The sequence below is a fragment of the Archangium violaceum genome, from assembly GCF_016859125.1.
GTDB classification, from domain to species: domain Bacteria; phylum Myxococcota; class Myxococcia; order Myxococcales; family Myxococcaceae; genus Archangium; species Archangium violaceum_A.
In genome coordinates, this window is record NZ_CP069338.1 from 5,043,504 (window position 1) to 5,058,729 (window position 15,226).

The 15,226-nt window shown below is 68.8% G+C and carries 10 protein-coding genes; 6 read left to right on the forward strand and 4 right to left on the reverse strand.

Annotated features, from left to right (window positions below; translation table 11 throughout):
• The 3 genes from JQX13_RS21650 to JQX13_RS21660 all read right to left on the reverse strand — a co-directional run bounded on the left by JQX13_RS21650 (position 1) and on the right by JQX13_RS21660 (position 4,879).
• Entirely contained in the window at positions 1–1,005 is a 1,005-nt protein-coding gene (locus JQX13_RS21650) for a DUF6310 domain-containing protein (protein ID WP_239015329.1), read from the reverse strand.
• A gap of 178 nt (positions 1,006–1,183) precedes the next feature.
• A complete protein-coding gene (locus JQX13_RS21655; RefSeq protein ID WP_203410822.1) occupies positions 1,184–2,239 on the reverse strand; it encodes a prephenate dehydrogenase/arogenate dehydrogenase family protein in 1,056 nt (351 codons plus the stop codon).
• Positions 2,240–2,263: 24 nt separating this feature from the next.
• Positions 2,264–4,879: a U32 family peptidase gene (locus JQX13_RS21660; RefSeq protein ID WP_203410823.1), complete on the reverse strand. Its 2,616-nt coding sequence runs from the start codon at positions 4,877–4,879 to the stop codon at positions 2,264–2,266.
• 147 nt (positions 4,880–5,026) lie between these two features.
• On the opposite strand from JQX13_RS21660, the gene JQX13_RS21665 reads away from it, so the two are divergent.
• The gene (locus JQX13_RS21665; RefSeq protein ID WP_203410824.1) at positions 5,027–5,803 is read left to right on the forward strand and encodes an SIR2 family NAD-dependent protein deacylase; all 777 of its coding nucleotides are present in this window, start codon (positions 5,027–5,029) and stop codon (positions 5,801–5,803) included.
• Here JQX13_RS21665 and JQX13_RS21670 read toward each other — a convergent pair.
• Positions 5,791–6,993: an aminotransferase class I/II-fold pyridoxal phosphate-dependent enzyme gene (locus JQX13_RS21670; RefSeq protein ID WP_203410825.1), complete on the reverse strand. Its 1,203-nt coding sequence runs from the start codon at positions 6,991–6,993 to the stop codon at positions 5,791–5,793. The genes JQX13_RS21665 and JQX13_RS21670 overlap by 13 nt on opposite strands.
• A gap of 498 nt (positions 6,994–7,491) precedes the next feature.
• Here JQX13_RS21670 and JQX13_RS21675 point away from each other — a divergent pair, with 498 nt between their 5' ends.
• Genes JQX13_RS21675 through JQX13_RS21695 form a run of 5 tightly spaced genes read left to right on the forward strand, consistent with a single transcriptional unit; the run spans position 7,492 to position 15,209 of the window.
• The gene (locus JQX13_RS21675) at positions 7,492–8,664 is read left to right on the forward strand and encodes an efflux RND transporter periplasmic adaptor subunit (protein ID WP_203410826.1); all 1,173 of its coding nucleotides are present in this window, start codon (positions 7,492–7,494) and stop codon (positions 8,662–8,664) included.
• Positions 8,661–11,759 carry a multidrug efflux RND transporter permease subunit gene (locus JQX13_RS21680; RefSeq protein WP_275425009.1) on the forward strand — a complete coding sequence of 1,033 codons (3,099 nt, stop codon included), beginning with the start codon at positions 8,661–8,663 and terminating at the stop codon, positions 11,757–11,759. The genes JQX13_RS21675 and JQX13_RS21680 overlap by 4 nt, the downstream gene beginning before the upstream one ends.
• Positions 11,759–13,144, forward strand: a complete 1,386-nt coding sequence (locus JQX13_RS21685; RefSeq protein ID WP_203410827.1) for an efflux transporter outer membrane subunit — start codon at positions 11,759–11,761, stop codon at positions 13,142–13,144. Before JQX13_RS21680 ends, JQX13_RS21685 begins: the two co-directional genes overlap by 1 nt.
• Complete coding sequence (locus JQX13_RS21690) at positions 13,141–13,827, forward strand: heavy metal response regulator transcription factor (protein WP_203410828.1); 687 nt, start codon at positions 13,141–13,143, stop codon at positions 13,825–13,827. The genes JQX13_RS21685 and JQX13_RS21690 overlap by 4 nt, the downstream gene beginning before the upstream one ends.
• The gene (locus JQX13_RS21695; RefSeq protein WP_203410829.1) at positions 13,824–15,209 is read left to right on the forward strand and encodes a heavy metal sensor histidine kinase; all 1,386 of its coding nucleotides are present in this window, start codon (positions 13,824–13,826) and stop codon (positions 15,207–15,209) included. The genes JQX13_RS21690 and JQX13_RS21695 overlap by 4 nt, the downstream gene beginning before the upstream one ends.
• Positions 15,210–15,226 lie beyond the last annotated feature (17 nt).

Genomic DNA, 15,226 nt, shown 5'->3' on the forward strand with positions numbered 1-15,226 from the left:
TCAGCACCAATCCATGACGACAACTTTGAGGGTGCGGTCTAGTTTGAACAACACGGCTTTGTGCGCGGCGCTTTTGACGCCGACGATGAAGTTATACCCACACTGTCTGGCGAGCCTGTCCTCGCGTTGTAATTCCGGCAACTTCACTCTAGCAAGAAAGTCCTGGGACCGAGACGAGTGCTTGTCGAAGTCATCCGTTTTGACGTCCCACAGCGTGCGCGTGGCCAGTTGCAGCGCGTCGAAGTTCTTCCCATTCACGAACACATCCCAACCGGGGAAGCTGTTGCTCGGCATCAGGTCGGCGCATTTGTTGTGCGGGTCATTTCCGCCCAAGTGCTTCACCGGAACGGGCTTGCATCTCGGGTCGTCTTCCTCCACGAGGACGGACGCGTGCTGCTTCTGCGGCGAGGGCTCCCGGGCCGCTGCTTTCGCCGGACGAGGCTGGGCCTCGAGTTCCACCATGCGCTGCCGCGAGGACTCCGAGACGTCCCGCAGCCGTGCCTCGAACTCCCGTTGAGCGTCGACCCAGGGCGGGCGGCGGTCGATCTCCGGCCCGGCGGTGCTGGAGGGATAGAGCAGGACGAGGACCGCGAGCAACGGGCCCACTCGGGGGAGCGCTTCAGCCAACGTCCCGGCGCGTCCAGCCTGGGCGAGGCCCTCGGCGCCCCTCGCCACCTCGGCGGCTTGCCCGCTCGTCCTCGCGACGCGGGAGAAGTGCTCGAAGGCGCGTTCCGCTGCGGTGAGCTTGCGGTCCAACTGTTCCCACTGATGCGGCTCGATGTCTTTGCGTGCCCGAGACAGTAGTGCCCTGGCCTTGTCCAGGTCCGCCTTTCCAATCCACGACCGTTCCGGTGTCGGCTCCATCGGCGCGGAAACGAGCCGGATGCGCGGGCCCGAAGTGGGAGTCGACGCGAAGGCGTGGGGACGTGGCATCGACCGCGGGGTGGGCGCGCTAGCGCAGGCGGTGAGCAGCAACAGGAGCGCGCTCCAAGTGCGCAAGCGCATCGTCACGCGCTTTCATCAAGCGAGGGGGCAGGCTCAAGTTAGAGGCTGCACACGGGGGAACGGCGTGGGACGGGACGGGAGGAGGGAACCCAAGGAAGATCAAGGCGATAGCAGGTAGCTGCGCGTCCTGTTGAGGGCTTTCTATCGCCCTGCCCACGGGTTCGAATCCCGTCGGGTGTTACTTCTTCGTCTGCTGGGCGCGCCGGGAGAAGCGGAGGATGGCGCGGAAGATGGCCTCCATGCCCTCCGGGTCCACTCCCAGCTCGGTGGCCCAGGCCCGGCGCGTGGCGATCACCGCATCTTCTCGGGCCGGGTCCGGTACCGGCGTGCCCGCCTGGGCCTTGGCGTGAAGGGCTCGCCTGGCCAGCTCGGCTCGCCGGGCCAGCAGTTCCACCAGGTCGTGGTCGAGCTGGTCGATGAGCTCGCGGGTCTCCTTGAGCTCCGGCAGCCCCGTTTCGAGCGCCGGCAATTCCATGCTTGGCGTGTCCGGCGTGGCGGCCTCGGGTGGTATCGCCTCGAGCTCCTGGTGAATGGCCTCGAGCGCATGAAGCAGGTGCCCGCGCGCCTCTCTCGCGAAGGGGTTCTCGTGCTGGATGGCGGTGAAGAGGTGCCCCGCGTCCGAGCGCACGGTCTCGATGGTGCGCGACAGCGCCTTGAAGCTCGCGGGCGCGAAGGGCACGTCCACTCCCGAGCCCGCGTCCACCATCCCCTTGGCCACGAAGAAGGTCAGCGCGTGCGTGTGCGCCATCACCCGGTCATGGCCCTCGGGCGTCTGCTCGATGATCTCGCAGCCCAGCCGCTCGTAGAAGGCGCGGGCCTCGCGGGCCGCCTCCGGGTAGAGCGGGTTGGGGCAGACCACGACGCGCAAGGGGCGCTCGGCCATGGCCAGGCTGAGCGGACCGAAGAGCGGATGGGTCCCCACCCACGGCACCCGGGTTCCGAGCACCTCGTTCATGGCCTGCACGGGCTTCACCTTCACGCTGCCCACGTCCAGCACGAGCTGCTCCGGGCGCAGGTGGGGGAGCATCGCCTCGAGCACCTCCCTCATCCTCGGAACCGGCACGGCCACCACGACTCGCGTGGCCCCGGTGAGCAGCTCTCGCATCGAGCCGGCTCGACGGGCCCCTGGGACGTCCGCCACCGGATCCAGCGCCCGGTAGTCGATGCCCGCCTCCTCCAACAGCGAGCCGAGCGCGCGGCCAAAGCGTCCGTATCCAATGATGGCGACCGTCATGACTCCCACTCTACCTGAGAGGGTCTAGCCGCGTTTCGTCTCCGGGACCTGGCTCAGCACCTGCATCGTGCCTCGCGTGACGCCGAACTGCTCGTGCACCGCCGCTCGCCGCACCGCCTCGGACGGCGGAATCCTTCCGGCCAGCAGCTCCTGGTAGGCCGTCAGCACGCGGGTGGCCTCCTCCCGGGACTCGCGGACGAACTCGACCCGGAAGCGCTTCACCCCGCGCGCCAGCAGCTTCGGCACCAGCGAGGCCGCGCTCTGTGCCTGCGCGTTGAACACCGTGTTGCGGCAACCCACGTCCACGATGACCGGGTGCTCCAGCCCGATGCGGTCCCTCAGTGAGATCTGGTGCTTCTCGCACGGCCGGCCGCAGCTCCGGTAGTCGCGCCCGCTCGAGAGCGTGTGCGAGTACACGCAGTGCTCCGTGTGGAACGTGGCGATGTGGTGGTGCAGCGCCACGGCGAAGCGGTGCGCCGGTACGTGCTCCAGCAGCGAGAAGAGCTGCGTCTCGTCCAGGTCGTGCGAGAAGGTGAGCGTGTCCAGCCCTATCCCCAGCAGGTACGCCGCCGTCACCGAGTTGGTCACGTTGAGCGAGAAGTCCCCGTGCAGCACCGGGCGCGGCTGGCCGGCGGGGCGCTCCAGGAAGTGCATCATCGCGCCCCAGTGGCGCACCAGCACCGCGTCCGGACGCAGCTTGTCCAGGCGCGCGTCGTAGCCCTCCTCGCCCGGCTTCTGCACTCGCACCGTGGCGATCGTCACGCGCAGCCCCGCAGCCCGCGCCCGCTCCACCGCGCGCTGCAGGCCCACCATCTCCATCCAGTCCAGCTCCACCTCGCGCAGGCCCGCCGCGATGACGGCCTCCAGCTGCGCGTCGTTGCGGCACAGCGGCAGCAGGCGCGGGGTGTCCTCGGCCGGCATCTCGGGCACGCGCTCCAGCAGCGAGGCGCGCACCTGCTCCAGCACCGGCTTCTCCTCCACCGTGCGCTTGGGGCCTCGTTCCACCGCCGCGGTCAGCTCGGCCACGAGGTCTCGGCGCAGGGCCTTGAGCTCGGAGACGGGCAGGTGCAGGCCCGGCGCCAGCTCCGTGCAGTCCAGCCGCGCCAGCGTGAAGGGCGTGCCTCCCATGGCGCCCAGCTTGTCGCGCAGCAGGGCCTCGTCCAGGCCCTTGCCCTTCGAGGGAGCGAGCGGCGTCTGGCCCGTGGCCGTGCTCTCGTGTCCCCAGGCGCTCGCGTGGAGGCGCAGCGGGGTGCCCTCGGCTCCGGAGACCTTCAGCGTGAGCGGGATGCGGCCCTCGGGCTCGCCGTGGGAGAGCAGGCTCTCCGTGTGGCGCGCCAGCGACGGGTCGCTGTTGAGCCACACGCGCTGGCCCGGTGCCACCCGTCCCAGGTCCGGTCCCGGGTGGCCGAAGCCCAGCACCCAGCCGTTGCCCTTGCGGTCCACGCGGAAGATGGGGCCTCCGGGCTCGTGCTTGTCCTCGGGGGCTCCCGCGTCGAAGACGACTCCCATGCCCGGACGCGGATCCACGGCCGCCGGTGTGGGCTCGTTGCCCGCGAGCGGAGAGGACACCTGTCCGTTGGGGGCCTCGGGGCGCGCTTCGCCCAGGCCGAGGCCTCCAGTCCACGGACGCTCATCCGGCGTGACGACGACCTCCTTGCCGGACACCGAGCGCACGCGGCCGAGGTACAGGCCCCGGTGCTTGGGGAAGCGGCCCTCGACGAGCGTCTGGTGGTCCGAGCCCGCGAGGAAGCCATTCGAGAAGCCGCGGCTGTACGTGAGGGACATGGCGGCCAGGTCCTTCTCGAGCTGGCGCTCATCCGGCTTGCCCTCGAGAATTCCTTCCACCCACCGCCGGTAGCCCTGCACCGTGGTCGTCACGTACTGCGGACCCTTCAGGCGGCCTTCAATCTTCAGGCTGTGGACGCCGATGTCGATCAGCTCGGGCACGGCGCGCACGCCGGCCAGGTCCTTGGGGCTGAGCAGGTACCTCACGTCGCCCAGATCGCGCGTCTGGTGGTCCACCACCAGGTCATACGGCAGGCGGCAGGACTGGGCGCACTGGCCCCGGTTCGCCGAGCGTCCGCCCCAGGCCTCGCTGGTGAGGCACTGGCCGCTCCAGGACATGCAGAGCGCGCCGTGGATGAAGACCTCCAGCTCCATGTCCGTCTGCCCGGCGAGCCGGCGAATCTCCGTGGTGGAGAGCTCGCGGGGGACGACGACGCGGGTGATGCCCAGGGCCCGGGCGAAGCGGATGCCCTCGGCGCTGGAGACGGTCATCTGCGTGGAGGCGTGCAGCTCCAGCTGGGGGCAGATGGCGCGCGCCAGCAGGGCGATGGCCGGGTCCTGGATGATGAGGGCATCCACGCCCGACTCGGCCACCCGGCGGAGGATGCGCTCCACCACGGGCAGCTCGGGCTCGAAGACGAGCGTGTTGAGCGTCACGTAGGCGCGCGCTCCGGCCCGGTGGACGACGGCCATCGTCTCGGGGAGGCGAGCGAGCGAGAAGTTGTCGGCGCGGGCGCGGGCATTGAAGCCCTCGTCCAGCCCGAAATAGACGGCGTCCGCTCCGCTGGCGAGCGCGGCGCGCAGGGATTCGAGGTCGCCCGCGGGGGCGAGGATTTCAGGACGGCGGGGAGGCATGCTGCCTCACATAACACGCCCCCACCGGCCCGGCGTCCCTCTCTGGCGGGGCTGTCCGGGGGAGCCCGCTTCCATGCCCGGCGGGGGCTCGGGGCCGGAATTCCGCGGAGTCTTGCGAGGGAGCCGTCCTGCTGCGACGCTCCTCCCATGGACCAGGCGATCGAGCGCGTCATCGCGCATCTCTCCCGTGCCCGCAGTGTGCTGTTCATCACGGGCGCTGGAATCTCAGCGGAGTCGGGTGTCCCCACCTACCGCGGCATCGGAGGGCTCTACAACGGCAAGACCACCGACGAGGGCCTGCCCATCGAGGTGGCGCTCTCGGGGAGCATGTTCCGGCGCCGGCCCGAGCTGACGTGGAATCACATCCACCAGATTGAGCGCGCCTGCCGGGGGGCGACCTTCAACCGCGCCCATGAAATCCTGGCGCGCTTCGAGGAGTGCTTCGAGCGCTGCTGGGTGCTCACGCAGAACGTCGACGGCTTCCACCGGGCGGCGGGCTCGAGGAACGTCATCGACATCCACGGTGACATCCACGAGCTGCGCTGCACGCAGTGCTCCTTCACCGAGCGCGTGGTGGATTACTCGAGCCTGGAGCCGTGTCCGAACTGCCCGCAATGTGGCGCGCTGCTGCGCCCCGAGGTCGTGCTCTTCGAGGAGATGCTGCCGCAGATGAAGGTGATGCGCCTCCAGCAGGAGCTCGCGACGGGCTTCGACGTGGTGTTCTCCATCGGGACCTCGAGCCTGTTCCCCTATATCGACGGGCCCGTGCTCGAGGCGATCGCGCGCAAGCGTCCGACCGTGGAGATCAACCCGGGGAGCACCGACCTGTCGGAGGTGGTCGACGTGAAGCTCCAGATGGGCGCGGTGGCCGCCTGCGAGGCCTTGTGGGCCGCGCGCGACCGGTGGATGCCTCAGCGCGGGTAGCGCTCGCGGACGAAGGCCTCCAGCCGATCGAAGGCGGTGGTGAGGATGTCCTCCGGGGGGAGGAAGACCACCCGGAAGTGGGTGGTGCCGGCCTTCTGCCCGAAGCCGCTGCCGTGGACGAACAGCACGCCCGTGGTGCGCAGCAGCGACAGGACGAAGTCCTCGTCGTTCAGCACGCCGGGCAGCTGGATGCGGGGCATGGCGTAGAACGCGGCGGCGGGCTCCACCACGGACAGGCCGGGGATGGCGTTGATGCGGCGCACCATCAGGTCGCGCCGGGAGCGCAGCCGCTTCATCATCTCCGGGATGTGGTCCTGCGGCCCGTCCAGCGCGGGCGCGATGGCGTACTGCTGCGGGGCCGGACCGCACAGCCGCGCATCCGCCAGCCGCATCACCGCGCTCTTGAGCTCCGGCATCAGGTGCGCGTTGTTGAAGACGAGCCATCCCACCCGCCAGCCACACGCCAGGTACGCCTTGGACATGCCGCTGAAGGTGATGATGGGCACGTCCGTCGCGAGCGACGCGGCGGGCACGTGCGGCTTGTCCTTGTCGTAGAGGAGCTTGTCGTAGATCTCATCCGACAGCACCACCAGCCCTCGCCGCCGGGCGATCTCCAGCAGGTCCTCCAGCACCTTCCGCTCGAGCACCGCGCCCGTGGGGTTGTTGGGGTTGCACAGCAGGATGGCGCGGGTGCCGGGCGTGCACAGCGCGTCGATCTCCTCCAGGTCCAGCGACCAGCCGTTCTCCTCGTCGAGCGAGTAGGGCACGCCCTGGGCGCTCAGCCTGGCCATGAGCGCGTTGTAGAGCGGGTAGCCGGGGCAGGGCAGGAGCACGCGCTCCCCGGGCTCCAGCAGCGCCGTGAGGGCCAGATCGAGCGCCTCGCTGGCCCCCGTGGAGACCACCACGTCCGCGGGCGTGACACCGGGGATGCCGTTGCGTTGGGCCTCTCGGGCGATGGCCTCGCGCGCCTCCGGGATTCCCGCCGAGGGTGCATAGCCGTTGTGCCCGTCCCGCATCGCCCGGTGGACCGCTTCGATCAGGTGCGGCGGGGTCCGGAAGTCGAACTTCAGCGGATCGCCGATGTTCAGGTAGAGGATCTCCCGTCCCTGCGCCTCCAGGCGGCTCGCTTCGGCCACGACGTTGCGGATGGCGTATCGGACATTCTCGATGTGCTTGGCAGGGCGGACCACGAAAGCCTCGGTGTTGGGCGGAGTCTTCCTTATCACCGCGGCTCGCGCTCCCTCCGGAGCCTCTCGTGGAGACCGACTCGGGTGGGTGGGTGGACTGTCCTGGACCAGGACAGGGGTGTCCTGGTTCGGGACACCGTTGCGCGTGCCTCCCAAAGGCTCGGAACTCCAACGGATTCATGTGGAACTGTCAGGGTTCTTTACATTCTCGATTCTTGAATGTGGAGCATTGACGCACCATGTCTGAAAAGCGGCCCTAATCATATCGAGGGGTTGGGCTCTGGCATGGAGCGTGCTCTAGGGAGCCCTACACCGTGACATGACCCGTCAACTCCTCCTCCTCTGACGGTTCGATGTGGTGCGCGGCGGGCGATCCTTTGCCAGAGGGAACGCCCGCCGCTGTTTTTTTGTTCGGGCGCACCCCCGGCGCGCCGTAGCTGACGCCCTTGTCATCTTCGCGTCAGCTTCGTGCCCGCTCGTGTCCCTAGAAGTCGTGGGCACATGGTTCCGAACGAACAACGCTCCCGTGGCTCCTGGGCCAGGAAGCTCGGTCTTCTCGCCGTCATCGTGCTCGCCGTCGCCGCTGTCTGGTGGTGGCTCGGCGGTACCTCGAAGCCACGCACGGCGGCGGGGCCGCCGACCGTCCCGGTGGTCGTGGAGCAGGTCTCCCGCCGCGACATTCCCCACCTCATTCGTGGCATCGGCACCGTCCAGTCGCTCCACAGTGTCGTGGTCCGTACACAGGTGGATGGCCTCCTCACCGAGCTCGCCTTCAAGGAAGGACAGCGGGTCAACCGGGGCGATCTGCTCGCCCGCATCGACGACCGCGCGATCGTCGCCGAGGTCGAGCAGGCCCGTGCCGAGAAGGCTCGCAACGAGGCGCAACTCCACGCCGCGCGGATCGACCTCGAGAGATACGGCAACCTCGTTCGTGACGAGGCGATCTCTCGCCAGGCGGTGGATCAACAGAAGGCCCAGGTCGCGCAGCTCGAGGCGACCCTGCGCGCCAATGAGGCGACCCTCGCCGCGGCCCAGGTCCGGCTGTCGTATACGCGCATCACCTCGCCGGTCACCGGGCGGGTCGGCCTGCGTCGCGTCGACCCCGGCAACGTCGTCCGCACGTCCGATGCCCAGGGGCTCGTCACCGTCACCCAGATCGATCCCATCGCGGTGGTCTTCTCCCTGCCCCAGGAGGAGCTTCCGCGGCTCCAGGCCCTGCTGCGAGAGCCGGCCGCCGCGCCCGTGACCGCGTTCGATCGCGCCGGAGGGGCCGTGCTGGCCGAGGGACGCCTGACGATGATCGACAACCAGATCGATCCCACGACGGGCACCATTCCCCTCAAGGCGGAGTTTCCCAATGCCGAGGGCACGCTCTGGCCGGGCCAGTTCGTCACTGTCGAGCTCAAGGCTGGCGAGAGCCAGGGCGCCACCGTCGTCTCGGCGCGCGCCGTCCAGCGGGGACTGCAGGGCTCGTTCGTGTTTCGTGTCGATGAGTCCAAGGCCACCGTCGTTCCCGTCACCGTGGCCTATGCGGACGATGAGCTCGCCGTCGTGACGTCGGGGGTGGCACCGGGCGACACGGTGGTCAGCGATGGGCACTCACGCCTCAAGGCGGGGAGCGCGGTGAAGATCTCCCCACCCGCTGGCGGGGCCGCCAAAGGAGCGTCCCGGTGATTCATTCCAATCGCGGCATCTCCAGTTGGTTCGTGGTCCGTCCGGTCGCCACGGCCCTGCTCACGGTGGGCATCCTCCTCCTCGGCTTCTTCGCCTACCCGCGCCTGCCGGTCGCTCCGCTCCCTGAGGCGGAGTTCCCGACGATCCAGATCAGCGCGAACCTGCCCGGCGCGAGCGCCGAGACCATGGCCTCCGCCGTGGCGACGCCCCTGGAGGTCCAGTTCAGCGCCATCCCCGGCATCACGGAGATGACGTCGACGAGCGCCCTCGGTACGACCTCCATCACCCTGCAGTTCGACCTCGAGAAGAGCATCGACACCGCGGCCCAGGAGGTACAGGCCGCGATCAACGCCGCCTCCGGCCGTCTCCCGTCGGAGATGCCGAACATGCCCACCTGGCGGAAGGTCAACCCGAACGACAGCCCCATCTTCGTCCTGCGCGTCCAGTCGGACCTGATGCCTCTCACCCAGCTCAGTGACATCGCGGAGACGCAGCTCGCACGGCAGCTCAGCCAGATCTCCGGTGTGGCGGAGATCAACCTGACCGGCCAGCAACGTCCCGCCCTGCGCATCCAGGCGTCGCCCGCGCGGCTGGCGTCCCAGGGACTGACGCTCGCGGACATTCGCACGGCGGTGCAGGCGGCGAGCGTCAACCAGGCGAAGGGCGCCCTCTTCGGTGATACCCGCGTCTCGACGCTCTCGACCAATGATCAGATCTTCCGCCCCGAGGACTATGACGACCTCATCGTCGCCTACCGCGACGGCGCGCCGGTCCGTCTCCGTGACGTCGCGCGGGTGAGCGCGGGCGCGGAGAACGACTACGTCCAGGCCTGGCAGAACGGCAAGCCAGGGCTCAACTTCATCATCCGCCGCCAGCCGGGTGCGAACATCGTCGAGACCGCCGACCGGATTCGAGAGGCCCTCCCTCGTCTCGCGGAGCAGCTCCCCGCGAGCGTCGAGATCGACATCCTCAATGATCGCACGCGGACGATCCGCTCCTCGCAGCACGAGGTCCAGCTCACCCTCGTCATCACGGTCGCCCTCGTGGTCCTGATCATGGGGCTCTTCCTGCGGCAGGTGTCGGCCACGCTCATCGTCGGCGCGGTGCTCCTGGTGGCCCTGGTCTCGACCTTCGCCGCGATGTACGTGCTCGGCTTCAGCTTGAACAACCTCACGCTGGTGGCGCTCGTCATCGCCGTGGGCTTCGTCGTGGACGACGCGATCGTCGTGGTGGAGAACATCCACCGGCATCTCGAGGCCGGGATGGACCAGCGGGAGGCGGCCCTCGCCGGCTCCGCGGAGATCGGCTTCACGGTCATGTCGATCAGCCTCTCGCTCATCGCTGCGTTCATCCCGCTGCTGTTCATGGGGGGCGTCGTCGGGCGCCTGTTCAGCGAGTTCGCGATGACGGTGACGGCGGCGATCCTCTTGTCGGTGGTGGCGTCGCTGACGCTCGCGCCGATGCTCGCGGCGCGGTTCATGAAGCCTCTGTCCCATGGCCATGACGGCTCGGGGGGTGGGTTCGCGAAGCGCCTCATCGACGCGTATGACCGGACCCTGAAGTGGGCGTTGGAGCATCAGCGGCTCACCCTGCTCGGCTTCGGGCTGGCACTGGCCGCCGCCGTCGCCAGCTATGTGTATGTCCCCAAGGGGTTCTTCCCGGTGCAGGATACGGCCTTCGTCCTGGGCACGACCCAGGCGGCGCAGGACATCTCGTACGAGGACATGATCGCCAAACACGCCGCGCTCGCGGAGATCGTCGCGCAGGATCCGGCGGTGCAGGAGTACGCGAACGCCGTGGGGGCCACGGGCGGCAGTCAGAGCACTTCCAGTGGCCGCTTCTGGATCGTCCTCAAGGATCGCTCGGACCGGGATGTCTCGGTCTCCGAGTTCATCGACCGGCTGCGGCCGAAGCTCGCCCAGGTGCCCGGCATCATGCTCTACCTCCGCGCGGCGCAGGACATCAACCTCGGTGGTGGCCCCGCTCGCGCGCAGTACACGTATGCGCTGAAGAGCAGCGACGGCGCCATGCTGTCCGAATGGGCGGAGACGCTCACGGCGAAGCTCGCCCAGCTCCCGCAGCTCCGCGACGTGTCGAACGACCAGCAGCTCGGCGCCAGCGTGACCCGTCTCACGATCGATCGGGCCGCGGCGGCTCGTTTCGGCATCTCGGCCCGCGATATCGACCAGGCGCTCTACGACGCCTTCGGGCAACGGCAGATCAACGAATACCAGACGGAGGTCAACCAGTACCGGGTGATCCTCGAGATCGACAAGCAGCAGCGAGGCACCTCGCAGAGCCTCGCCTACCTCTACATCCGGTCACCCCGGACGGGCGAGGTGGTGCCCCTCTCCGCGGTCGCGAAGCTCGAGCCCCTGACGACGGGACCCCTGTCCATCAGCCACAACGGCATGTTCCCGTCCGTGAACATCTCCTTCAACCTGGCGCCGGGTTCGGCGCTCGGAGATGCGGTCGCGGCCATCGAGCAGGCCGAGGCGGAGATCGGAATGCCCGCCGCGATCACCCGCAACTTCCAGGGCACCGCGCGCGGCTTCCAGGACTCCCTGGCGAGCCAGCCGTTCCTGATCCTCGCCGCGCTCCTCGCGGTCTACATCATCCTCGGCGTCCTCTATGAGAGCTTCGTGCACCCGCTGACGATCCTCTCGACCCTTCCCTCGGCGGGGCTCGGCGCGATCCTCCTCCTCTGGGTGATGGGGCACGACTTCTCGGTGATGGCGATGATTGGCATCGTGCTCCTCATTGGCATCGTGAAGAAGAACGGCATCCTCATGGTCGACTTCGCGCTCGACGCACAACGGACGCGTGGGTTGTCGCCTCGTGAGGCGGTCTATGAGGCCTGTCTGGTCCGCTTCCGGCCCATCATGATGACGACGCTCGCCGCGCTCCTCGGCGGCATTCCCCTCATGCTGGGCTTCGGCACCGGGGCCGAGCTCCGGCAGCCATTGGGTATCGCGATCGTGGGCGGCCTGCTCGTCAGCCAGGTCCTGACGCTCTATTCGACGCCCGTCGTGTACCTGGCGCTCGATCGTCTCTTCACGGAACTGCCCAAGCCCTCGGAACTGGAGGCGACGTGATGCGCCGGCCCCTGAGCTTCATTGCCCTGCTCGTTGTCACCAGCTGCGCGAGCTCGACCGCGCCGACGCTTCGTCCCTCCGAGCTCCAGGCGGAGTGGGAGGGGGCTCCCTCATCGGCTCCCAGCTCGCCAGTCGACGCGGCGTGGTGGCGGTCGTTCGGCGATCCGGTGCTCGATGAGCTGATCGCCATGGCCGAGCAGCGGAACCTGGATCTGCGCATCGCCGATGCGCGAATCCGCGAGGCACGCGCGCTGCGTGAGGGGTCGCGGGCAGTGCTCTTCCCCCAGCTCAACGGCACCGCGGGGATCAGCAGCGGCCGGACCGCGATGCTCAACGCGGAACGGACTGCCGCCACGGTCGGCGTCGAGGCCAGCTGGGAGGTCGACGTTTTCGGGCGTCTGCGCAACGAGGCTCGCGCCGCGGATGCGGTCTGGACCGCGACCGTGGCCGTGCGCGATGGGGTGCGGCTCGCGCTGGTCGCCGAGGTGGCACGGGCCTACCTGGAGTACCGCCTCTATCGCACCCAGCACACCATCGCCGAGGCGAACGCGAAGGCCGCGGAGGAGACGCTTCGGATCGCTCGGGCGCGGTTCGAGCAGGGGGTCTCCAGCCGCCTCGACGTCGAGCGCACCCTCACGGCCCTGGGTGAGACTCGCGCCCGCGTCGCGCAGATCGTGGAGCTCGCCGAGTCCTCGCGCCACCGCCTCGTCTTGCTTCTCGCCACGACTCCGGCTGAACTCGGGGGAGTGCTCCCCGAAACCGGCACCCTCCCGAGCGCGAGCGCGGTCGGCGTGCTCCTCGCGCCCACGGAAGTCATCAACCAGCGGCCCGATGTCCGCGCGGCGGAGGCCCAGCTGCTCGCGGCGGTCGCCCGGCGCGAGGCGGCGGAGGCCCTCCGTTATCCCCGCATCACCCTCGCGAGCATGCTCGGACTCCAGAGTGGCACCGAGGTGACCGCCTTCCTGTCGGGTGGCTCCCTGCTCTGGTCGCTCGGTGCGAACCTGCTCGCGCCCCTCCTCGACTTCGGACGCATTCGCGCCACGATCGACGCCGCGGACGCGAGACAGGAGCAGGCCTATCTGAGCTATGAGCTGACCGCGCGCGCCGGACTTCAGGAGGTCCAGACGGCGCTCATCCTCTACACCCAGGGAGAGAGCCGGCGGAGCGAGCTCGCCGCCGCCACCGAGTCGGCACGCAGGGCCGCCGGGCTCGCGCGCCGGCAGTACGCGGAGGGGACGCTTTCGTTGCTGGAGGTCCTCGACGCCGAGCGCACCCTCTACGCGCTCGAGCTGCAGGCGGTGCAGGCGACCGCGGATGTGTCGCTGCGCCTCGTACGCCTCTACCAGACCATGGGACTCATGCCCCCGAACCAGGAGACGGCATGAAGCTGCTCATCGTCGAGGACGAGGCGAAGACGGCCGAGTACCTGCATCGAGGCCTCAACGAGCAGGGGTATACGGTCGACGTGGCGCGGACCGGGCCGGACGGGCATGCCCTGGCCCTGTTGCACGACTATGACGTGATCGTCCTCGACGTGATGCTCCCGGAGATGGACGGCTTCGCCGTGCTCCGGGCCATTCGCATGCGCAAGCAGACGCCGGTGATCATGCTCACCGCGCGGGATCGGATCGATGACCGGGTCCATGGGCTCCGAGAAGGGGCGGATGACTACCTCGTCAAGCCGTTCTCCTTTCTCGAGCTCGTCGCGCGCTTGCAGGCGGTGACCCGTCGCGGTCGCGCGCAGGAGCCGACACAGCTGCGGATTGGTGACCTCGAGATCGATCTCCTCAGCCGGAAGGCCTACCGGGCCGGGAGCCGGCTCGAATTGACCGCGAAGGAGTTCGCCCTGCTCGCACTGCTTGCCCGGCGTGAAGGGCAGATCCTCTCGAAGACCATGATCGCCGAGCAGGTCTGGGACATGAACTTCGACAGCCATACGAACGTCGTCGAGGTCGCCATCAAGCGCCTGCGGGCCAAGGTCGACGGGCCCCATGAGCGCAAGCTCCTCCATACCATTCGCGGCATGGGGTACGTGCTCGAGGCGCGCGGCGACGAGGAGGCATCATGAAGGCATCCATCGCCACACGGCTGGCCGTGATGTTCGCGGTGGCCTCGCTCGGGGTCTTCTCGTTGGTGGGGTTCGCCCTGCGGCATGTGCTGCAGCGCGAGCTGGACCGCCACCAACTCAGCGAGGTGAACACCCGGCTCGAGTACGTGAGCATGACGGTCAACCGTCACGGCACCACGGAGGGGTGGAAGGTCGTGCGCTCGAAGCTCGACACGCTCACGCCCAGCGATGGCAGCGTGCGGTATTGGGTCCTGGGTCCCGACCCGCGATTCGAGTACGGCGACGCGCCGATGGTGCTCCGCGAACGGTTGCGTACCCAGGCGGATGGGCCGTTCGAGATCGAGTTGGAGGGCCGTGTGATGCGGGCGACCGTACGGTCCATCGCGCCGAAGGAGCAGCGTCCCGTGGTCATGCTCGTCACGGCGTTGGATTCGGCGAGGTTCCGCGACACGCTGGACGCCTTCGCCGGGGCGCTCGTCGCGCTCTGCCTCGCGGGGGCCGCGCTCGTCGTGCTGCTCGGCCATCGCATCGCCAAGGTCGGGCTCGCGCCGCTGAGCAGCCTGTCCCAGGAGGCCCAGTCCCTCAGCCCGCGCGACCTGTCGCAGCGGCTGCGGCTCTCGCCCCTGCCGCGTGAGCTCGCGGACCTGGTCTCCTCGTTCAACGGTGCGCTCGACCGGGTGGAGCGTGCGTATGCCCAGCTCGAGGGGTTCAACGCCGACGTGGCCCATGAGCTCCGCACACCGCTCGCGAACCTCATCGGCCAGACGCAGGTCGCGCTGGCGAAGGAGCGGACCGCGCCACAGCTCGAGGAGGTCCTGCTATCGAACCTCGAGGAGCTCGAGCGCCTGCGGGCGATCGTCAACGACATGCTCTTCCTCGCTCGTGCGGACCAGGGAGAGACGGCGCCCAACCGGGTCCCCGCCTCCGCGGCGGGGGAGGTCTCGAAGACGGTCGAGTTCCTCGAGGCCCTCATCGAGGACGCGGGGGTCTCGGTGCGAGTGGATGGGGATGCCCACGCGTCTTTCGAGCGCTCCCTGTTCCGGCGTGCCGCCAGCAACCTGCTCCTCAATGCCGTCGAGCACTCCGAGCGCGGCGCGGAGATCGTCGTGGCCATCGCGCAACAGGCGTCCGAGGTGCGCATCGCCGTGACGAACCCGGGTGAGCCCATTCCGGAGCAGCACCTGGGGCGGCTGTTCGATCGCTTCTACCGGGTCGACGGCTCGCGCCGGAACAGCCGGAACAACCACGGCCTCGGTCTGTCGATCGTGAAGGCCGTGGCCAAGATGCACGGCGGCACCGTCTTCGTGACGAGCACGGGAGGCCGCAACACGGTGGGGTTCACCCTCGCGGATGTCCCACCGATCACGGCTCCTCATCTCTGATGAATATTCCCTCTCCC